This window comes from Microbacterium sp. ProA8, from assembly GCF_039905635.1.
Lineage (GTDB): Bacteria > Actinomycetota > Actinomycetes > Actinomycetales > Microbacteriaceae > Microbacterium > Microbacterium chionoecetis.
Window position 1 is genome coordinate 2,311,245 of record NZ_CP157000.1, and the last position, 18,517, is coordinate 2,329,761.

22 protein-coding genes and 2 tRNA genes are annotated in these 18,517 nt (G+C 68.9%); 14 read left to right on the forward strand and 10 right to left on the reverse strand.

The window, feature by feature from the left end; all coding sequences use genetic code 11:
• Positions 1–6 precede the first annotated feature (6 nt).
• The 5 genes from ABG085_RS10160 (at position 7) to ABG085_RS10180 (ending at position 5,505) form a co-directional block, all read left to right on the forward strand.
• A complete protein-coding gene (locus ABG085_RS10160) occupies positions 7–1,356 on the forward strand; it encodes a histidine kinase (protein ID WP_347975627.1) in 1,350 nt (449 codons plus the stop codon).
• A 7-nt stretch (positions 1,357–1,363) separates the two neighbouring features.
• Positions 1,364–2,047 (forward strand): response regulator transcription factor, encoded by a 684-nt coding sequence (locus ABG085_RS10165; protein ID WP_347975628.1) that lies wholly within the window; start codon positions 1,364–1,366, stop codon positions 2,045–2,047.
• 99 nt (positions 2,048–2,146) lie between these two features.
• Positions 2,147–3,259 (forward strand): mechanosensitive ion channel domain-containing protein, encoded by a 1,113-nt coding sequence (locus ABG085_RS10170; RefSeq protein ID WP_347975629.1) that lies wholly within the window; start codon positions 2,147–2,149, stop codon positions 3,257–3,259.
• Positions 3,260–3,315: 56 nt separating this feature from the next.
• Complete coding sequence (locus ABG085_RS10175) at positions 3,316–3,798, forward strand: globin (protein ID WP_347979167.1); 483 nt, start codon at positions 3,316–3,318, stop codon at positions 3,796–3,798.
• A 42-nt stretch (positions 3,799–3,840) separates the two neighbouring features.
• Positions 3,841–5,505: an FAD-binding dehydrogenase gene (locus ABG085_RS10180; protein ID WP_347975630.1), complete on the forward strand. Its 1,665-nt coding sequence runs from the start codon at positions 3,841–3,843 to the stop codon at positions 5,503–5,505.
• A 36-nt stretch (positions 5,506–5,541) separates the two neighbouring features.
• Here the strand turns inward: ABG085_RS10180 and ABG085_RS10185 are convergent, their stop codons facing one another.
• Positions 5,542–6,219, reverse strand: coding sequence for a hypothetical protein (locus tag ABG085_RS10185; RefSeq protein WP_347975631.1), 678 nt, complete (start codon positions 6,217–6,219; stop codon positions 5,542–5,544).
• Positions 6,220–6,331: 112 nt separating this feature from the next.
• Between ABG085_RS10185 and ABG085_RS10190 the strand changes: the two genes are divergently transcribed.
• Positions 6,332–7,192, forward strand: a complete 861-nt coding sequence (locus ABG085_RS10190) for an acyl-CoA thioesterase II (protein WP_347979168.1) — start codon at positions 6,332–6,334, stop codon at positions 7,190–7,192.
• A gap of 3 nt (positions 7,193–7,195) precedes the next feature.
• Here the strand turns inward: ABG085_RS10190 and ABG085_RS10195 are convergent, their stop codons facing one another.
• From ABG085_RS10195 to ssb, 4 genes are all read right to left on the reverse strand, one after another.
• Positions 7,196–7,720, reverse strand: a complete 525-nt coding sequence (locus ABG085_RS10195) for a thioesterase family protein (protein WP_347975632.1) — start codon at positions 7,718–7,720, stop codon at positions 7,196–7,198.
• A complete protein-coding gene (gene ettA / locus ABG085_RS10200) occupies positions 7,713–9,392 on the reverse strand; it encodes an energy-dependent translational throttle protein EttA (protein WP_347975633.1) in 1,680 nt (559 codons plus the stop codon). Before ettA ends, ABG085_RS10195 begins: the two co-directional genes overlap by 8 nt.
• 120 nt (positions 9,393–9,512) lie before the next feature.
• Positions 9,513–10,037 (reverse strand): hypothetical protein, encoded by a 525-nt coding sequence (locus ABG085_RS10205; RefSeq protein ID WP_347975634.1) that lies wholly within the window; start codon positions 10,035–10,037, stop codon positions 9,513–9,515.
• A 41-nt stretch (positions 10,038–10,078) separates the two neighbouring features.
• Complete coding sequence (ssb, locus tag ABG085_RS10210; RefSeq protein WP_347975635.1) at positions 10,079–10,633, reverse strand: single-stranded DNA-binding protein; 555 nt, start codon at positions 10,631–10,633, stop codon at positions 10,079–10,081.
• A gap of 230 nt (positions 10,634–10,863) precedes the next feature.
• Here ssb and ABG085_RS10215 point away from each other — a divergent pair, with 230 nt between their 5' ends.
• Positions 10,864–11,127, forward strand: coding sequence for a hypothetical protein (locus ABG085_RS10215; RefSeq protein ID WP_347975636.1), 264 nt, complete (start codon positions 10,864–10,866; stop codon positions 11,125–11,127).
• A 20-nt stretch (positions 11,128–11,147) separates the two neighbouring features.
• On the opposite strand, the gene ABG085_RS10220 is transcribed toward ABG085_RS10215, so the two are convergent.
• Positions 11,148–12,572: a PLP-dependent aminotransferase family protein gene (locus ABG085_RS10220; RefSeq protein WP_347975637.1), complete on the reverse strand. Its 1,425-nt coding sequence runs from the start codon at positions 12,570–12,572 to the stop codon at positions 11,148–11,150.
• 62 nt (positions 12,573–12,634) lie between these two features.
• Between ABG085_RS10220 and ABG085_RS10225 the strand changes: the two genes are divergently transcribed.
• A complete protein-coding gene (locus tag ABG085_RS10225) occupies positions 12,635–13,240 on the forward strand; it encodes a hypothetical protein (protein WP_347975638.1) in 606 nt (201 codons plus the stop codon).
• Between the two features lie 40 nt (positions 13,241–13,280).
• Here the strand turns inward: ABG085_RS10225 and ABG085_RS10230 are convergent, their stop codons facing one another.
• Complete coding sequence (locus tag ABG085_RS10230; protein WP_347975639.1) at positions 13,281–13,493, reverse strand: methyltransferase; 213 nt, start codon at positions 13,491–13,493, stop codon at positions 13,281–13,283.
• A gap of 105 nt (positions 13,494–13,598) precedes the next feature.
• On the opposite strand from ABG085_RS10230, the gene ABG085_RS10235 reads away from it, so the two are divergent.
• The 6 genes from ABG085_RS10235 (at position 13,599) to ABG085_RS10260 (ending at position 16,678) form a co-directional block, all read left to right on the forward strand.
• Positions 13,599–13,671, forward strand: a tRNA-Arg gene (locus tag ABG085_RS10235).
• Between the two features lie 77 nt (positions 13,672–13,748).
• On the forward strand, positions 13,749–14,375 hold the full coding sequence (gene orn / locus ABG085_RS10240; RefSeq protein ID WP_347975640.1) for an oligoribonuclease: 627 nt from the start codon (positions 13,749–13,751) through the stop codon (positions 14,373–14,375).
• A gap of 37 nt (positions 14,376–14,412) precedes the next feature.
• Positions 14,413–14,488: transfer RNA gene (locus tag ABG085_RS10245), tRNA-His, on the forward strand.
• A gap of 162 nt (positions 14,489–14,650) precedes the next feature.
• Positions 14,651–15,040, forward strand: a complete 390-nt coding sequence (locus tag ABG085_RS10250) for a hypothetical protein (protein ID WP_347975641.1) — start codon at positions 14,651–14,653, stop codon at positions 15,038–15,040.
• Between the two features lie 43 nt (positions 15,041–15,083).
• Positions 15,084–16,226: a site-specific integrase gene (locus ABG085_RS10255; RefSeq protein ID WP_347975642.1), complete on the forward strand. Its 1,143-nt coding sequence runs from the start codon at positions 15,084–15,086 to the stop codon at positions 16,224–16,226.
• Between the two features lie 164 nt (positions 16,227–16,390).
• The gene (locus ABG085_RS10260) at positions 16,391–16,678 is read left to right on the forward strand and encodes a hypothetical protein (protein ID WP_347975643.1); all 288 of its coding nucleotides are present in this window, start codon (positions 16,391–16,393) and stop codon (positions 16,676–16,678) included.
• A gap of 314 nt (positions 16,679–16,992) precedes the next feature.
• Here the strand turns inward: ABG085_RS10260 and ABG085_RS10265 are convergent, their stop codons facing one another.
• The 3 genes from ABG085_RS10265 to ABG085_RS10275 are packed head-to-tail and all read right to left on the reverse strand — an operon-like array spanning position 16,993 to position 18,511.
• Positions 16,993–17,232: a hypothetical protein gene (locus ABG085_RS10265; RefSeq protein ID WP_347975644.1), complete on the reverse strand. Its 240-nt coding sequence runs from the start codon at positions 17,230–17,232 to the stop codon at positions 16,993–16,995.
• An 8-nt stretch (positions 17,233–17,240) separates the two neighbouring features.
• Positions 17,241–17,552 carry a hypothetical protein gene (locus tag ABG085_RS10270; RefSeq protein WP_347975645.1) on the reverse strand — a complete coding sequence of 104 codons (312 nt, stop codon included), beginning with the start codon at positions 17,550–17,552 and terminating at the stop codon, positions 17,241–17,243.
• Positions 17,549–18,511: a hypothetical protein gene (locus tag ABG085_RS10275; RefSeq protein WP_347975646.1), complete on the reverse strand. Its 963-nt coding sequence runs from the start codon at positions 18,509–18,511 to the stop codon at positions 17,549–17,551. The genes ABG085_RS10270 and ABG085_RS10275 overlap by 4 nt, the downstream gene beginning before the upstream one ends.
• Between the last annotated feature and the right edge of the window lie 6 nt (positions 18,512–18,517).

Consider the following 18,517-nt stretch of genomic DNA (forward strand, 5'->3'; position numbering starts at 1 on the left):
CGAGCGGTGCTCGAACGCCCAGACATCGTCCTCGGCCGGGAGTCCCTCCCGGCCGAGGACGAGCTGCGTCTGCCGAAGCCGCCTGGGGTGTTCCGGCGGTTCTGGGCGCGGCATCCGCTCGGCACCGACATCCTGATCGCCGTCGTCGCGCTCCTCATCTCGGTGCCGGCCGTCGTAGCCCGCTCATCGCTGCCGGAACCGATCGACCCGTGGACGACCGGGAGCGGGATCGCGCTCGCGCTCCTCGGCTGCGTCGCACTGGTGTGGCGGCGACGCTGGCCGCTGACGGTCTTCGCGATCACCCTGCTTCCGGTCCTGGTGATGGACGCCGCGCTCGCCGCGGCGCTGAGCGGCCCCGTGTCGCTCATCGCGATGTACTCCGTCGCCGTCTACCGCGGCGTGCGCGCCTGCTGGATCGCGTTCGGCTGCGCTGCCGCATTGATCGCGCTGCACAGCCTGGCGCTCGTGCTCGCGCAGCCGTCACAGGCCGGCCCGCAGATCAACGTCGATGTGACGACGGTGGTGATGCTTCTGCTCGGTGCGCTCGTCGGCATCAACGTCGGCAATCGCCGCCGCTATCTCAGTGCCCTCATCGACCGGTCCCGTCAGCTGCTCGTGGAGCGGGACCAGCAGGCCGCGCTCGCCGCCGCATCCGAGCGTGCACGCATCGCCCGGGAGATGCACGACATCGTGTCGCATTCGCTGACCGTCATCGTGGCCCTCGCCGAAGGCGCGAACGCCACGGCGGATCCGGCGCGCTCGCGAGAGGCGAGCCGGGCGGTGGCGGCGACCGCCCGCGAGGCGCTCGCCGAGATGCGGATGATGCTCGGGGTGCTGCGCGCCGCGGACTCCGCGAACGAGGCGCCGCTCGGCCCGCTCCTCGAGGCATCGCTCCACGACGTCATCGAGGCGGCCCGTGCGGCCGGCTTCCCCGCCACACTGTCGGTCTCCGGTGAGCCCGACGTGCCCGCCGCCCACCGGCTCGCGATCCTGCGGATCGTGCAGGAGGCCATCACCAACGCCATCCGGTACTCGCGGAACGGGAGCTTCATCCGGGTGATCACCGAGTATTCGCCGACCGGTGTCCGCATCGTGGTGGAGAACGACGGAGCCCAGCCCCAAGCGGAGTCGACGGGCGCGGGCTGGGGCCTGCGCGGGCTCCAGGAGCGGGCGGCCACCCTCGGCGGCGCAGTGGTCGCCGGGCCTGCCGCGCCCGGCGTCTGGCGCCTCACCGCCGAGCTGCCCACCGGATCGCATGAGGACGGCGCCGACCACGACGGCGCGGCCGATGAACGAGCAGATCGGGACGGCGCGGCCGATGAACGAGCAGACCGGGACGGACTCCACCGTGACTGAGCCGACCATGACTGAGCCGAAGTCCGCCGAGCCGATCCGCGTGCTGCTCGTCGATGATCAGCAGCTGATCCGCCTCGGATTCCGGCTCGTGCTCGAGGCCGAGCCGGATCTCGTCGTCGTCGGCGACGCCGCGGACGGCATCGAGGCCGTGGCGGCGGTGGACACCGCGCGTCCCGACGTGGTGCTGATGGACGTGCGGATGCCGCGGATGGACGGCCTGGAAGCCACGCGGCGCATCGTGGCGCAGCATCCGCACGTCCGCATCGTCGTGCTGACCACCTTCGACCTGGACGAGTACGCGTTCGCGGCGCTCCGCGCGGGAGCGAGTGGGTTCCTCCTCAAGGACGCACACCCGCACCAGCTCACCGGCGCGATCCGGGCCGCGCACGGCGGTGACGCCGTGCTGGCGCCGCGCGTCACGCGCCGGATGCTCGAGATGTTCGGCGACCGCCTGCCTTCGGAGGTTGCAGCGGATGAGCGCCTGAACGACCTCACCGAGCGTGAGCGCGAAGTCTTCATCGCACTGGCGCGTGGGCTCACCAACGCCGAGATCGGCGCCGAGCTGTTCGTCAGCGAGTCCACGGTGAAGACCCACGTGGGGCGCGTGCTCGCCAAGCTGGGTGCACGCGATCGCGTCCACGCCGTGATCCTCGCCCATCGGCTGGGTGTCGTGCCGCGTGATCCGGACTGACGGGCTGATGCCGCGAAGCCGCACGCCCCGCCGTGTCTCGCCGGCCGCGGCACCCACCACTCGGCCGATGCTCGGGCGTCCCTCATTAGGATCGACACGATGATCCCCTTCGACACGACCACGCCGCCCCCCGAAGAGTCCGTCGATATCACCGCGCCGGAATTCTGGCAGGGCGTCGGCTCGTTCTTCGCCGCCGCGGGATGGAACCTGCTGACGGTCTTCAGCATCATCGTGGGCGCGCTGGTGGTCACGTGGATCCTGCGCCTCGTCATCCACCGCGTGGTGAACCGCATCGTCAACGGCGCGAAGAACAAGGCGAACGTCGACGACACGCAGGCGCTGGAGCGGTCGCCCCTCGCGTCGGTGCGGCTCGTGCAGCGCACGCGCACGCTGGGCTCGATCCTCGGCAACATCGTCAACGTCTCGATCGTCATCATCGCGCTCCTGCTCATCCTGAACGTCCTCGCTCCCACCGCTCTCGGGTCGCTGACGCTCCTCACCGCCGCCATCGGCGCCGGTCTCGGCTTCGGCGCGCAGAACATCGTGAAGGACGTGCTCAACGGCATCTTCATCGTCGCCGAAGACCAGGTCGGGATCGGCGACGTCGTCGACCTCGGCCTCGCCACGGGCATCGTCGAGTACGTGAGCGTGCGCGTGACGCACGTCCGCGACGTGAACGGCACCCTCTGGTACGTCCGCAACGGCGAGATCACCCGCATCGGCAATCTCTCGCAGGGCTGGTCGCGCGTGATCCTCGATCTGTCGGTGGCCGCCGACTCCGACATCGCCGAGGTCGAGAAGGCGATGCTCGACACCGCCAAGGAGCTGGCGAAAGACCCCAAGTGGCGCACGCGCATCCTCGAACAGCCCGAGGTCTGGGGCCTCGAGTCGATCTCGGGCGACGCGCTCGTCATCCGTCTCGTCATGAAGACGCGCGCCAACGCGAAGGACGACGTCGCCCGCGAGCTGCGCGTCCGCCTGAAGCACACGATCGACGACATGGGCATCACCCTCCCCGCGCTCACCGCCGTCATGCCGACAGGGCTCGAGGGCGCTCAGCGCGTCCGAGGCGCCAACCCCCCGAAGACGAAGCCCACGCCCGTCGCGTCCACCACCGAACGCCCCGTCTGGAAGCCCAAGCGCACCAGCAAGAAGCCCTCGTCGCCGGCGACCGGCGATGAGCCGGGCACGACTCCCGGAGGAACGCCATGACCGTCCCCAGCACCCCGCCACCCCCCGCTGACGCGGCTCACCGAGATTCCGGCCGCGTGGATCCGCCCGCGGCGCCGCTGAGCTTCTACGACGAGATCGGCGGGCACGAGACGTTCGTGCGGCTCGTCGACGCCTTCTACCGAGGCGTCGCTGACGACGAGGTGCTGCGGCCGATGTATCCCGAGGAGGATCTCGGCCCGGCCAAGGAGCGCCTCACCCTCTTCCTCGAGCAGTACTGGGGCGGACCGACGACGTACGGCCAGGAGCGCGGCCACCCGCGCCTGCGGATGCGTCACGCGGGCTTCCACGTCGACCCGGATGCACGCGACCGCTGGCTCGCCCACATGCGCGTCGCCGTCGACGAGCTGCACCTGCCACCGCTTCACGAGGTGACACTCTGGGACTACCTGCAGCGCGCCGCGTTCGCGATGGTGAACACCTTCGAGCCCTCGGGAATCGGCCCCGCCGCGGGTCCCCGCGGCGCCGGCGGTCTTCCCATGACAGCTGCACCACCCTCGTCGCCCGGCCCGACCGCCTGACCACCCGCTCTCCCCACCCCGACCGCCGACGAAGGAGTCGACATGCCCCTCGCCACCCACCAGACCGACGTCCTCGTCATCGGATGGGGCCTCGCCGGTCTCGTCGCCACGGCGGAGGCCGTGGCCGCCGGTAAACGGGTCACGGTCGTCGACCAGGAGCCGCGGTCGAATCTCGGGGGTCAGGCGTGGTGGTCGTTCGGTGGCCTCTTCTTCATCGATTCGCCTGAGCAGCGGCGGCTCGGCATTCACGACTCACTCGAGCTGGCGCGTCAGGACTGGCTGGGCAACGCCGGATTCGACCGCGACGAGGACCTCTGGCCCCGGCGCTGGGCCGAGGCGTACCTGCAGTTCGCACACGAGGAGAAGCGTGCGTGGCTGCGCGAGAAGGGTGTCGGCTTCTTCCCGATCGTGGGATGGGCCGAGCGCGGGGGCTACTCGGCCACGGGACCGGGGAACTCCGTGCCGCGGTTCCATGTCACCTGGGGCACCGGGCCGGGCGTCGTCGCCCCCTTCCAGGCGGCTGTCGAGGCGGGTGAGGCCGACGGGCGCGTGACGATCCTGCCGCGCCACCGCGTCACGTCGCTGACCGTCGAGAACGGCGCCGTCACCGGTGCAGAAGGCGACGTGCTCGCGCCCTCCGGAGCCGCCCGGGGTGTCGCGAGCTCTCGCGAGGTCGTCGACGCGTTCGCGATCGCCGCGGGCGCGACGATCGTGTCGTCCGGCGGCATCGGCGGCAATCATGACCTCGTCCGACGCTGGTGGCCGGAGCGGCTCGGCACGCCACCGGAGACCATGGTCACGGGAGTCCCTGCCTACGTCGACGGCTCGCTGCAGCCGGTCAGCGAGGCGGCGGGCGCCCGCCTCATCAACGGCGATCGCATGTGGCACTACGTCGAGGGCATCCAGAACTGGGATCCGGTGTGGCCGGATCACGGCATCCGGATCCTCCCCGGCCCGTCGTCGGTCTGGCTCGATGCGACCGGCAACCGCCTGCCGGTGCCCCTCTTCCCCGGCTTCGACACGCTCGGAACGCTGGCGCACCTGCGCGCCACCGGGTACGACCACTCCTGGTTCGTGCTGTCACAGCAGATCATCGAGAAGGAGTTCACCCTCTCGGGCAGCGAGCAGAACCCCGATCTGACCGGCAAGGACGTGCGTCTGCTCGCCAAGTCGCGCCTGGGCAAGGGCGCTTCCGGACCGGTGCAGGCCTTCATGGACCACGGCGCCGACTTCGTCGTCCGCAACACCCTCGACGAGCTGATCGCGGGGATGCAGGCGCTTCCCGGCGGCGATGCGCTCGACGGCGATCGCGTGCGGTTCGAGGTCGAAGCGCGCGACCGCGAGATGGACAACGACTTCACCAAGGACGCCCAGATCGCCATGCTGCGATCGGCGCGCGCCTTCCGCGGCGATCGACTCATCCGCACCGCGACGCCGCACCGGATCCTCGACCCGAAGTCCGGACCGCTCATCGCGGTGAAGCTGCACGTGCTGACGCGCAAGTCCTTGGGCGGCATCGAGACCGACCTCTCCGCCCGCGCGCTCGGCGCCGGGGGCGAGCCCGTCCCCGGGCTGTATGCCGCAGGTGAGGCGAGCGGGTTCGGCGGCGGCGGTGTGCACGGCTATCGCGCGCTGGAGGGGACGTTCCTCGGCGGATGCCTCTTCTCGGGGCGTGTGGCCGGGCGCGCGGCGGCCGCCGCGGTGTGACCTCGACCCCGGAGCGGGTCGCCGATCACGACGGCGTCAGGCCGCTGAGGAACCCGTCCGGCGCACCGGCGTGAGCCCGGTCGCCACCGGCCCCCGGACGAGCACGTGCCCGCGAGTGAGGCTCACACGGGTCCACGGCCCGCTTCCGAACACGCGGGCGGTCTCACCGCCGCTGATGAACCCGAGGCTGAGCGCCGCGAAGGCGACGCCGAGCGGCAGACCGCCGAGGTCGTCGTCCGGTGCGCCCCACACCGCGGCGCGCACGGTGCGCACGACGTCTTCACCGGCATCCGTCGGCACCGCGTCCGCGACGCGCGCGATGCCGCCCTGCGCCTTCGCCGCCAGGGTCGACGCATCGATGCCGGGCCGGGCGTCCCATCCGGCGCGCGGCGGGGTGATGCCGGCCCAGGCCGGCGACAGCGCGGTCTCGGGCAGCGAGAGCGCGCGTGGGTCGTCAGGAGCGGCGGCGAGAGCGGATGCCTCGACCACCAGATCGCACACCAGTTCGGGGTCGGCCGCGAGTGTGCGCAGAGCCAGCACGGTGGGCGTCGGATCGCCGAAGCCGCGCGGGGCGAGAGGGGCCGCCGTCATGGCCAGCACGCCGGCGGAAGCCTGCAGCCGCACCCCCTCCACGGTGAAGCGCGCGGCGCGTCCGGCGAAGGTGAGGGCGTCGGCGGCGGAATCGGGATCGGCGAGCAACAGGCGCGGGGACATGGCCCTCTAAGCTACCAAGCGGACCTGCGGGCGGCCGCCGCCCCGGAGAGGAGCACCCGTGGATGCCGAGCCGAACGCCGAGGCGGCGCCCGAGACCGATCCGGTCGCGTCGATGCTGTCGGTGATCGATCTCAGCGCCTCGGATGCGCGCACCACCGAAGACATCTTCACCGGGGCCTCGCAGTCCATGCCGCTCGGCCGGGTCTACGGCGGCCAGGTGCTGGCGCAGTCGATCGTCGCCGCGTCGCGCACGATCCCGGACGAGCGGATCGTGCACTCGATGCACGGCTACTTCCTCCGACCGGGCGACTCCACCAAGGGCATCACCTTCTCGGTCGACCGCATCCACGACGGGCGGTCCTTCTCGACCCGGCGCACGCAGGCCTACCAGGAGGGTGTGCCGATCTTCTCGATGATCGCCTCCTTCCAGGACGAGGACCCTGGTCTCGACCACCAGGAGCCGATGCCCGAAGGGCTGCCCGGTCCGGACGAGCTTCCCGACATCGAGTCGCAGCTGCGCGGCCTGCATCCGATGTCGAAGCGGCTGTTCACCGATCGGCCGGTCGACCTGCGTCATATCCCCTCGCCGATCTACGTCACGGCGGGAGCCGAGCAGGTTCCGCGTCAGGCGGTGTGGATGCGGATCCGACGGCCGATCCCCGACACCCCCGCGGTGCACCGCGCCGTCCTCGCCTACCTGAGCGACCTGACGATCCAGGAGTCGATCCTGCGGGCGCACGGCGTCTCGTGGGCCACGCCCGGGCTCAAGGTGGCCAGTCTGGATCATGCCATGTGGTGGCACCGCTTCGGCCGGGTGGACGAGTGGATGCTGTACGTCCAGGAGTCGCCGAGCGCCCGAGGCGGCCGGGGACTCGCGACCGGGCGCATCTACGCCGCGGACGGCACCCTCCTCGCGAGCGTCGCGCAGGAGATCATGGTGCGGGTGCCCGACGCCCCGGAGCGCCGGGACTGACGGTCAGCGGCGCTTCGCGTACACGATGGGCTCGCCGACGAACGGCGCCCACGCCTCCCGCTCGGCCGCTCCCCATCGCGTCGGCCGGCCGCTGGCGGTGTCCACCAGGACGACGACGGCCGAGGCGCGGGCGTACAGGACCTGCGCCTGCTCCCCCGCGGGGCTGAACACCTCGTAGCAGACCTCCACGCTCGAGCCGCCGATGCGGCCGACCCACAGCTGCACGTCCAGCGGCCGCTGCCCGTAGGGCACCGGGCGCAGGTACTCGATCTCCTGCCGTGCGACGAGCGTCGCCCGCGAGCCGCCGCCCTCGAGGACCGACATGTCGAAGACCGCGGTGGCCGCGGCATCCGTCCCGTCTTCCGGTCGCCAGAAGGCGCGCAGGCGCGCCTCTTCGAGCAGCTTGAGCATCGAGGTGTTGTTGACGTGCCCGAGAGCGTCGAGATCGCCCCACCGCAGGTGGATCGGGACGTGCAGGCGGCGGCCGCTCGCGGCGGGTGCGGCCGTCGTGTCGCCGGTGTCAGTCACGCGTGAGCTTGCGGTAGGCGGTGCGGTGCGGGCGGGCCGCGTCGGCGCCGAGACGCTCGATCTTGTTGGCCTCGTAGGCCTCGAAGTTCCCCTCGAACCAGTACCACTTGTCGGGGTCCTCGTCGGTGCCCTCGTAGGCGAGGATGTGGGTCGCGATGCGGTCGAGGAACCATCGGTCGTGCGTGATGACCACCGCGCAGCCCGGGAACTCGAGCAGGGCGTTCTCGAGGGACTGCAGCGTCTCCACGTCCAGGTCGTTGGTCGGCTCGTCGAGGAGCAGCAGGTTTCCGCCCTCCTTGAGGGTCAGCGCGAGGTTGAGGCGGTTGCGCTCACCGCCGGACAGCACGCCCGCCTTCTTCTGCTGGTCGGGTCCCTTGAAGCCGAACTTGGACACGTAGGCGCGCGAGGGGATCTCGGTCTTGCCGACCGTGATGATGTCGAGCCCGTCCGACACGACCTCCCAGAGCGTCTTGTTCGGGTCGATGTTCGAGCGCGACTGGTCGACGTAGCTGATCTTGACGGTCTCGCCGATCTTGAGATCTCCGCCATCGAGCGGCTCGAGGCCGACGATCGTCTTGAAGAGCGTCGTCTTTCCGACGCCGTTCGGGCCGATGACGCCCACGATGCCGTTCGGCGGCAGGCTGAAGCTCAGGCCGTCGATGAGCGAGCGGCCGTCGAAGCCCTTCTGGAGCTTCTTCGCCTCGATGACGATGCTGCCCAGGCGCGGCCCCGGCGGGATCGTGATCTCCTCGAAGTCGAGCTTGCGGGTGCGGTCGGCCTCGGCCGCCATCTCCTCGTAGCGGGCCAGGCGCGACTTGGACTTGGCCTGGCGACCCTTCGCGTTCGAGCGCACCCAGTCCAGTTCCTCGGCGAGACGCTTGGCGAGCTTCGCGTCCTTCTTGCCCTGGATCGCGAGACGCTCGCCCTTCTTCTCGAGGTAGGTCGAGTAGTTGCCCTCGTACCCGATCAGACGGCCGCGGTCGACTTCGGCGATCCACTCGGCGACGTTGTCGAGGAAGTACCGGTCGTGGGTGATCGCGATCACGGCGCCGGGGTACTTCTGCAGATGCTGCTCGAGCCAGAGCACGCTCTCGGCGTCGAGGTGGTTCGTGGGCTCGTCGAGCAGCAGCAGGTCGGGCTTCTGCAGCAGCAGCTTCGTGAGCGCGACACGGCGCTTCTCACCGCCGGAGAGCGGGCCGATCTCGGCGTCACCCGGCGGGGTGCGCAGCGCATCCATGGCCTGCTCGAGCTGGGAGTCGAGGTCCCACGCGTCGGCGGCGTCGATCTCCTCCTGCAGCACGCCCATCTCGGCGAGGAGTGCGTCGAAGTCCGCGTCGGGATCGGCCATGAGGCCGGAGATCTCGTTGAAGCGATCGACCTTCGCCTTGATCGCGATGCCGTCCTGGATGTTCTCCAGCACGGTCTTGGTCTCGTCGAGCTCGGGCTCCTGCATCAGGATGCCGACGCTGAATCCGGGGCTCAGCTTCGCCTCACCGTTGGACGGCGCGTCGAGGCCGGCCATGATCTTCAGGATCGTCGACTTGCCGGCGCCGTTCGGGCCGACCATGCCGATCTTGGCGCCCGGAAGGAACGCCATCGTCACGTCATCCAGGATCAGCTTGTCGCCGACGGCCTTGCGGGCTCGGACCATGGAGTAGATGTACTCAGCCATGCGGGTTTCTGCTCTCCTCGGACTTCGGACGTCAGCGTCTCAGCCTACCGGCCCCGTGGCGGACGGACTCCACGGTGCGACCCGGCGGCCGCGGCACCTGGACGGTCGGACGGCAGCGGCTCACCAGTCGATCGGTCGCGTCTCGCCGACGAGGCAGGTGCCCTCGGCCAGTACCGGCATCACGACAGTGACGGGATTCCCGGTCGCCGGGCCGACCTGGCCGATGAGGCACTCGTCGCCCCAGCGCACGGCGAACTGGATGCTCTCGGCCGGGTTGCCGACCGTCGTCTGATCGTTCGTCACCTGCATCGCGGCCTTGTCGAACCCGGCAGCCGTCAGGGCGTCCACATACGCACGGCCGGCCGCTCGCCCGGATGACTCCCACACAGCGGCGGTCACCGACGTGAACAGGGGCAGGTTGTCCGCCGCCGTGCCATCGGGCACGAGGACCGGCTCGGATGCCGGCGTCGGGGCAGCGCCCGACGGCTCGGGCGTCGACGTGATCGTCGGTGACGGCGTCGCGGCAGGGGTGGTCTCGGGGGTGCATGCCGTCAGCGCGCCGGCGAGCACGATCGCCGCGAGCGCCCGTAGGGCACGACGCTGCCCGGCTTCGGAGCGAGCGCGGGGCGGGAGGTCTCGGGCCACGGGGGAAGTTTAGGGCCGCCGGCCCCGCGCAGGCTGAACGCTCAGAACGGCGTCTCGCCGCCGTCCGTCGATGAGGATGCTCCGGAGCCTGCGCCGACGAGGAGCGGCTCGGGGTGCCCCTCGGTGCTTCCGCCCTCGGTGCCCGACGGAGAAGCATCGACGCCGGGAGCCGCCCATGCGTCGTCGCGTGATCCCTGTGCGGCGTGGTCCGCACCATCGGCCACCGCGCCGGGCGAGTCCTTCATGAACGTGGTCGTCCCCCACAGGAGGTCGTGCCCGATCGCCTCGGCGTCGATCTCGATCGCGGTCCCCCGACGGGTGCCGTTGTCCCATTCGCGCAGACGCAGGCGACCGGTCAGGATGACGCGATCGCCCTTCTGCAGCGAGCGGTACGCGTGATCGGCCAGCGTGCGGAAGGCCGACACCGTGTACCAGTTCGTGCCCGCGTCGGACCATGCCCCCGCCTCGCGGTCGTAGCGCCGCTGGCCGCTCGCGACGCGGAACGTGGTGATCGCCACGCCGCTCGACGTCCGCTTCAACTCCGGAGGTGTGGCCACGTTGCCCGTGATCGTGATCGTGTCGCCTCTGTCGCTCATGTCGTGTCCCATCTGTCGTCCCGGGGACCTTCCCCGGTGGTACCGCCGGCGCCCCGTGCCCGAGGACGCCGGCAGTGGGTTCAGCCTGGCGCGAGGACGCGATGCCCGGTTCGAATCGCCGGCGATCTGGGGACAGTTCGCGCGAACCGGCACCTGGGGAGGAATCGCCGTAACCCGCACACGGAAACGATGTCGGAGCCCGTAGTTATGTTCGAATGGAAGGAGGAACCATGACCACCGTCATCGAAGCTCGATCGTCCGACACGCCGACACTCACCTCGCACCCGCGCGTGCGCCTCGTCGCCGCCGCACCTTCGCTCTGGCGCGTGCTGGACTCCGCCGGCATCGTCATCGGCCATCTGCAGCAGGTGGCTCATGCCCGCGGCACCCGCTTCCGGGCACGCCGCTTCCACAGGCCGTCTCAGGCATTCCGCGACATCGGCGAGTTCTGGAGCGCCGACGAGGCGGTCGAATGCCTGAGGTTCGCACGCTGAGCCGAGCCGCGCCCGGCCGATCAGATGACGGAGCCGACCCGCTCCACGAGCGCAGACGGCGCACCCGCCTGCACCGACGCCCAGACTTCGCCGAGCACGCTCGCGGCGCGCACCATCTCTTCCGGCGGCGCGGTGAACGGCACTCGCAGGTGGCGTTCGTGTCCGCCCTCCACCGAGAACCGCGGCCCGGCGCTCAGCAGGAGCCCGTGTGATCGCGCCTCCATGACGAGGGCGGAGCTGAGGGGCGAGCCCAGCTCGATCCACAACGAGACTCCCCCGTGCACGACCGGGATGTCCCACGACGGCACCACCGACCGCAGCGTGTCCACCAGCGCGTCGCGTCCCGCGCGCAGCAGTTGCGAGCGCTGCAGCACGATCTCGTCGAAGTGGGCGAGAAGGCGGGTGGCGATGGCCTGCTCGAACTCCGGTGTTCCGAGGTCGTGTGCGGGCCGGGCCGCCACCAGTCGGCCGATCAGTTCGCCGTCGGCGCGCACCCAGCCGAGGCGCAGCCCTCCCCACACGGTCTTGCCCAGCGAGCCGATCCGCACCACTGTCCCGGGTTCCGCTGACTCGAACCCCGGCGCGAGCCCGCCGCGGTCGATGTCGAGATCCGCTGTCGTCTCGTCCAGCACCAGCACCGAGCCTGAGCGCTCCCCCGCAGCGAGCAGAGCCTGCCGTTCGTGCGCCGTCATGCTGCGTCCGGTCGGATTCTGGAAGTCGGGCATGAGGTACGCCATCACGGGCAGTGTGCGCGCGAAAGCCTGCTCGGCGCGGTCGACGTCCCACCCGTCATCCGTCGTCACGGGGACGCCGACGAGCCGCGCGCCGGCGCGGCGCAGCGCGTCGGCAGCGTGCGGGTAGGTGGGCGTCTCCACGAGGACGCGGTCACCGCGACCGATCAGCACCGACGACACGAGATGGATCGCGCTCTGCGCACCGGTCGTCACGAGCACCTCGTCCGGATGCGTCGGAACGCCCCGTTCGGTGTACCGGCGCGCGATGGCCTCGCGAAGCTCGATGCGCCCGAGAACGTCGTAGCCCACCCGGGAGACCAGCGCCGATGCGTTCGCGGCCGTCTCGGACATGATCCCGGCGAGGCCCGGCCAGGCGGGCGGACTGGCCTGCTGAAGATCGATCATGCCGTCCATCGCCTCGAACCGGCCGGGGTCCCGGCGCCGGAGGGGCAGCGTGACGCTGCCGGATCCGCGGAGGCTCGCGATGTGGGCGGTCTCTCGGAGGCTGCGGTAGGCCGCCGCGACGGTGCTGCGACTCACCTGCAGGGCGCCGGCCAGCTCTCTCTCGGCGGGCAGTGTCGTCCGCGGTGCGAGCCGGTTGTCCAGACACAGCAGACGGATGCCGTCGGCCAGAGCCTCGTACGCGGGCTCTCTCGTGCGCCATCCACCCAGCGATTGCGCCAGCGCGCGGGCCGACATCCGCGAATCCATGGGAGCCATGGTAGTCGTATTGGACTGCAGGCGACGTGCCAATCATGAGATTGGATGGAGGCATGCCACGCCGGATCACCCAACTGCTCGTCGGTCTCTTCCTCTACGGAGCCGGCTGCGCCCTGACAGTCGAAGCGGGGCTCGGCGTCGACCCGTGGACCGTCTTCGCCGAAGGGCTCTCTGTGCGAACCGGGATCGGCATCGGCTGGATCACCAACATCGTCGGCTTCTTCGTGCTGCTGCTGTGGATCCCGCTGCGCCAGAAGCCGGGTGTCGGCACCATCGCGAACATCCTCCTCGTCGGTACGAGCATGCAGCTCGCGCTCGGCGTCGTCCCGCCGGTGACGGGGTTCGTGCTGCAGCTGGCGACGCTGCTGGGCGGCATCCTGCTCGTCGCGCTCGCATCCGGTCTCTATATCGGGGCGCGCTTCGGTCCCGGTCCTCGTGACGGCCTGATGACCGGCCTGAACGCACGACTGGGCTGGCCGATCTGGCTCTGCCGTGCGCTGGTCGAGCTGTCGGTGCTGCTGGTGGGGTGGCTGCTCGGCGGTACGGTCGGCATCGGAACGGTGCTCTTCGCGGTGCTGATCGGGCCGCTCGTGCACGTCGCGCTGCCGCTCTTCGACACCCGCCAGAAAACGCCGGCCGTCTCTCAACGGCCGGCGTGAAGCGCCCGCACGGGGGGACGAGCCCCTCCCGTGAGGTCGCTCAGTGTTCGCGGAACTGGGGCCAGTCGCTTCCGGGCGCCATCCGCGAGTGCAGCGCGCTCTTGGCGATCTCCATCGTGGGGTACGTCCCTGCGACGTGATCTGCCCCCGCCATCGTGACGGTGTAGCCGTCATCGTCCTTGCGGATGCTGCCGGCGACGCCTGATTCGCCGTAGGCGACCCAGAGCGCGTGGTGCGTCTGTGCGGTGCTCATGGTGAACTCCTTTCGATGCCTCCGATGCCGACGCTACGCCGCGCCCGCGGCAAGCGCCAGCGTCCGCGACCGCGTGGCGCGACCCGGTAGTGTGGAATCACCCTTCCCTCCGTAGCTCAGGGGACAGAGCGAGCGGTTTCTACCCGCAAGGTCGGGGGTTCGAATCCTCCCGGAGGGGCTTACGGGACCGGCGTGGGAGCTGGAACCCTGGTTCAGGCCCATGGGATGTCTGGACTAGCGACAAGGATGGAGCACATGGTGGGTGCATCCGAGAACGATCGTCTGGTGTGGATCGACTGCGAGATGACGGGCCTCGATCTGGGCGTCGACGAGTTGGTGGAGATCGCCGTCGTGGTGACCGATTTCGAGCTGCGCGCGCTCGACCCCGGTTTCGACGTCGTGATCAAGCCTGACGACTCGGCGATGGCGAACATGAACGAGTTCGTGACCAACATGCATCGCTCGTCCGGCCTCCTGGACGAGATCCCGCACGGCGTGAGCCTGGCGGATGCCGAGTTCCAGGTTCTCGAGTACATCCAGCGCTTCGTTCCCCTCGAAGGCAAGGCGCCCCTCGCAGGCAACACCATCGGCACCGACCGGATGTTCCTCGCGAAGTACATGCCGCGCGTGGATCGCTGGCTGCACTACCGGAACGTCGACGTGTCGAGCATCAAGGAGCTCGCACGTCGCTGGTACCCCCGCGCGTACATCCACGCGCCGGCGAAGGACGGCGGCCACCGCGCCCTCGCGGACATCGTCGAGTCGATTCGCGAGCTCGCCTACTACCGCCAGGCGGTGTTCGTCCCCGAGCCCGGTCCGACGAGCGACGGCGCGCGCGCCGCAGCGGCTGCCGTCGTGTCGTCGTTTGCCCCAGAGGTGTGAGAGAATCGTTGGGTTGCCCGCTCAGGCGGGAGACATGGTGGGTATAGCTCAGTTGGTAGAGCGCTGGCTTGTGGTGCCGGATGTCGCGGGTTCGAGTCCCGTTACTCACCCCAGTAAAACCCCCGAGATTCCGCGGATCTCGGGGGTTTTTCCGTTCCATGCCTACATCCAGCACTGCATTCCTGTTAATCTGTAGGTGAGTACCACCCACAAAAAGAGCCCCGCACCTGCTAGCGACAGGCCGGGGCAATGGACGAACTACCAAGGAGTTCGACATGTACCAGCCTACCGATGTCGGCAAGCGGGAACCGCACGACGAGAAGACGCCCGAAGAGGTAATCACGCTGATGATCCGTGAGCAGGGCCTGGATGATGGCGGGTCCAGCCCACACTCCTGGCGATGTGAGCACGCGGACCGCTACCCGGACTACTGCACATGCGTGAACGACATGCGCGACGCCATCCTCGACGCGCTCGTCTACAAGGCGTACTTCGAGGAAGCCGAGAGTGCGCTGCGCTGGCTTGACCCGGAAGGGGAAGTCCAGCGACGAGTGTTGAACGCCTCCCCCCATGCAGGCGACCACGTGTGGGTGGACTACTTCATGGTCCACAAGATCCACGGGCCCGTCATCTGCGCGCTGTGCGGGGCGCTGCAAGATGCCTAAGCCGTCGCCGCGCAGGAACAGTGACGGCACCGTGTCGTGGCGGGTGCAGTTCCGCATCGACGGCAGGGTGAAACAGGAGACCTTCGAGAACGAGAAGGCTGCCGCGGAGTTCGCCCGACTGGTGACCACAGCGGGAGGGAAGGCTGCCAGGGATGTGCTCACACGACGCGCTGAGGGCACATCTGCGGCGGTAACACTCCGCACCTGGACCGCCCGCTACCTCGACCCTGCCAGCGGCCTCCTGACGGGCGTGGAACCCGGCACTAGGAAAGGATACGAACGGGCTGCGAACAACAGCTTCCTCCGCATCCTCGGAGACTTCCCCGTAGACGCCATCCAACGCGCCGACGTCGGACGGTGGCTCGCATGGCAGGAAGCGCAACCCTCACGACGTGGCGGTGGGCGGGCTGTGGCGGCGAAGACGATCCGCAACTATCACGGCATCCTCTCCTCAGTCCTCGCATCCGCAGTGTCAGAGAAGATCCGTGAAGACAACCCCGCATACAAGACCCGGCTATCGAAAGGCCAAAAGCGGGAGGGTGTGTTCCTGTCGCCCGAGGAGTTCACCACACTCCTCTACTTCACCCAGGACTACTACCAAGGGTTCGTGTTGTTCCTCGCATCCACCGGATGCCGTTGGGGTGAAGCAACCGCGCTCACGTGGGGTGACGTAAACGCTCGAGTGACCCCTGCTGTGGTCCGTATCGACAAGGCGTGGAAGAAGTCTGAGACGAACACCCCCGTCCTGAAGCACCCGAAGTCGTCGAAGGCACGCAGGACGATCAGTATCCAGCCTGACGCGGTTGCGGCGATGGGTGACAAGGGCGCAACCAACGAGCTCGTGTTCGCAACCCGTGTCCTCCACCGTCGCATCAGCAACCAGATGTTCCGTGACCGGGTATGGAACCCTGCCGTAGAGAAAGCGATGGACGTGGATCTGTGTGAGGCTGCGGGGCTTGTGCCGTTGACGCGCCGGCCAACCCCACACGACTTGCGCCACTCTCACGCCTCCTGGCTCATCGCAGCAGGGACACCACTCCCCTACGTCCAGTCACGCCTCGGGCATGAGTCCATCCAGACGACCGTGAACGTGTACGGGCACCTCGTCCCCGAAGCACACATACAGATGGCCGACGTCATCGGCGGCACCCTCGCCAACGTCCGGACCCTCAAGCAACTCACCTGACGTCAAAGCAGTCTGGTATGCAGTCGCGGTTACCTGGGCCTACTTCCCTCTACCGGTTCCCGTGATTTCACGGGGAAGTAGCCACAGGTTGTCACAGGTAAGCCCTGAAAACAGCCACTAAACCGCCACCAGCCGATACCAAGGTGCGCGGGTAGTCTCACTTCATGGCGGACTGGCACCCTATCGAAGCGGCCGTTGAGGGTCCGACTGGTGTGTGGCGGATGGTTGATCCGGACGGCAACGAATACGGGCGTATCGAACTGCGTCGGGTGATGAACGGCACCGAGCTGCGTTACAAGGTGATGCGGCACGGTGCCGTGATCGGGTGGGCTGTCACGTTGCGGGATGCCTGCTACCGGGTACACATGGCGTTCCTCGCCAGCCATGGTCCCGGTGGTGGTGCCATCGCGGACTGGGGTGAGAAGACCGGGAATCAAAGATCCAAGCGGTGATGTATCAGGGGAGCGTTTACCGTCCTCCCAGGGGTATGGACACGCGCCACCACACTGTCACCCCCGCCGCCGAAGTCTTCCCCACAGGCATCCCCTACCATGCGGACGACGACACCCCATGCGACTCCCCCGGGCCATGCTCACACCTGCGACTCGTGTACTGGCGGACCCTCCCGTTCCAGTACTGACAACACGAAAACGCCCCCGAACCTGACACCGAAGTGCCAGGCCCGGGGGCGTGAGTGTTTAGAACCAGCGGAACAGGAATCTGAGCGTCAGGGTGATCGAGTTGCCCTTGAAGGGCGTGTACCGGATCAACCGGCGCTGCTGTTCGTGTTCGCGACCGCGAGAGTGCCGACCGGGACGCCGAGGTACGCGAGGACCGCGACGATGCCGACGAGGATGTCGGGCTGTCCGAGCTCGAGCGACGCGAACCAGACCTGTGCGGCGCCGGCCACGATGATGGCGACCACGTAGGTGCCGTAGATGATGGCGCGTGCCCGGGCGTTCTTCACGATCACGCCGAGGTTCGACGCGTTGGGGATGTCAGACATGGGTTCTCCTAGCGAAGCAAGTTGGGGAGTAGGGCGATGGCTGCGAGGACGAGCGCGGCGAACCCTGCGAGGCCGCTACCGATCTGGTACCAGGGGGTTCGTGAGGGGATGCGCTGGGCCACCATCTCGGTCTGCGACAGTGCGCGGTCTGCGGTCGACTGGGCTTTCTCGATGCCTGCCCGAAACGAGTTGTTGAGGTCGGCTTGCGTGCTTGTGTTCGACTCCACCGACGACTGCAACGAACCCACCTGACCGGTCAACTGTCCGAGGAGGAAGTTGGTTTGGTCCTGTGGGCGCATGGGGGGTGCGTCTTCGGTCACGAGAGGGGCCGCTTCTTGAACTCGTCGCGGACGGCGCCGGGGATCGCGCCGAAGTCGTCCGCGAGCTGCGCTTCCACGCGCGCAAGCTGCTCAGGGCTGAGAAGCGCGTCGAGCTTCGCGTCGTGCGAGCGGAGCACAACCTCTTGCGTCGGCCGCGACGTCCCGTAGTCCAGCGTCGGGTTCGACGTGAGCTGGCCCGACACCCAGAGTCCATCCGCGGGAAGCGCGGCGATCTCGGCCGGCGTGATGCCACCGACGCCACCGAGAACAGCGTCGAGGTTCTGGTCGGTGACGGGCACGATCTTCACGGCGGCGGGGTTCGCAGCTGCGAGGATGTTGAGCACGTTCGAGTTGCCGATGTGCTTCACGACACCCGGCGAGACGGCGTAGTCGCCGCGGGCCGTGTTGCGAATGTACAGAGTCACGTCGGGCTCCTCCTCAATGATTGGTTGGGGCGAGGCGCCCACGAACGGGGTGAAGACGCCGCTGAACGCGGGCACCGGCCCCCACGGGTCAAGGTCGATCACGTGCCACGGTTCGTCGGGGTAGCCGCGGGAACGCATAATCATTCCCGGGGTGAGTCCGACCGCGCGGACGTCGGCGAACCATGCCGCCTGGTTCCACCCGTAGACCTGACCCCAGTTGTGGTAGTCGATCGCGAGTGTTTGCCGGCCTTCCCAGAACCCGCCATGCGAGGACGTTCCGGGGCGGGCAGCACCGATCCCCCACACCTTCTGTGCGATGACCTGCGCCCAGTACGGGCGGTAGCAGGAGAACCCTTCAGTGGGTGTGAGCCACACGTTCGGGTTTCGTTTGCGGGCGAGTGCGACGAGGGCGAGGTGTCGGGCGTATGTGGCTGCGGGGAGTCCCCAGTACCAGTCGCCGTCGATCTTGCTCCACCCGCGTTTGAAGATGACGAGCAGGTTTTCTGGGATGTACCCGTTGGTGTAGGTCGGCATCGGCTA

Coding starts and splice junctions, on each gene's coding strand:
- ABG085_RS10230 (WP_347975639.1), bottom strand. CDS start 13,493: ATGAGCACCGCACAGACGCACCACGCGCTCTGGGTCGCCTACGGCGAA.
- ABG085_RS10265 (WP_347975644.1), bottom strand. CDS start 17,232: ATGTCTGACATCCCCAACGCGTCGAACCTCGGCGTGATCGTGAAGAAC.
- ABG085_RS10250 (WP_347975641.1), top strand. CDS start 14,651: ATGTACCAGCCTACCGATGTCGGCAAGCGGGAACCGCACGACGAGAAG.
- ABG085_RS10220 (WP_347975637.1), bottom strand. CDS start 12,572: ATGGATTCGCGGATGTCGGCCCGCGCGCTGGCGCAATCGCTGGGTGGA.
- ABG085_RS10170 (WP_347975629.1), top strand. CDS start 2,147: ATGATCCCCTTCGACACGACCACGCCGCCCCCCGAAGAGTCCGTCGAT.
- ABG085_RS10185 (WP_347975631.1), bottom strand. CDS start 6,219: ATGTCCCCGCGCCTGTTGCTCGCCGATCCCGATTCCGCCGCCGACGCC.
- ettA (WP_347975633.1), bottom strand. CDS start 9,392: ATGGCTGAGTACATCTACTCCATGGTCCGAGCCCGCAAGGCCGTCGGC.
- ABG085_RS10275 (WP_347975646.1), bottom strand. CDS start 18,511: ATGCCGACCTACACCAACGGGTACATCCCAGAAAACCTGCTCGTCATC.
- ABG085_RS10215 (WP_347975636.1), top strand. CDS start 10,864: ATGACCACCGTCATCGAAGCTCGATCGTCCGACACGCCGACACTCACC.
- ABG085_RS10165 (WP_347975628.1), top strand. CDS start 1,364: ATGACTGAGCCGAAGTCCGCCGAGCCGATCCGCGTGCTGCTCGTCGAT.
- ssb (WP_347975635.1), bottom strand. CDS start 10,633: ATGAGCGACAGAGGCGACACGATCACGATCACGGGCAACGTGGCCACA.
- orn (WP_347975640.1), top strand. CDS start 13,749: ATGGTGGGTGCATCCGAGAACGATCGTCTGGTGTGGATCGACTGCGAG.
- ABG085_RS10190 (WP_347979168.1), top strand. CDS start 6,332: ATGCTGTCGGTGATCGATCTCAGCGCCTCGGATGCGCGCACCACCGAA.
- ABG085_RS10180 (WP_347975630.1), top strand. CDS start 3,841: ATGCCCCTCGCCACCCACCAGACCGACGTCCTCGTCATCGGATGGGGC.
- ABG085_RS10225 (WP_347975638.1), top strand. CDS start 12,635: ATGCCACGCCGGATCACCCAACTGCTCGTCGGTCTCTTCCTCTACGGA.
- ABG085_RS10260 (WP_347975643.1), top strand. CDS start 16,391: ATGGCGGACTGGCACCCTATCGAAGCGGCCGTTGAGGGTCCGACTGGT.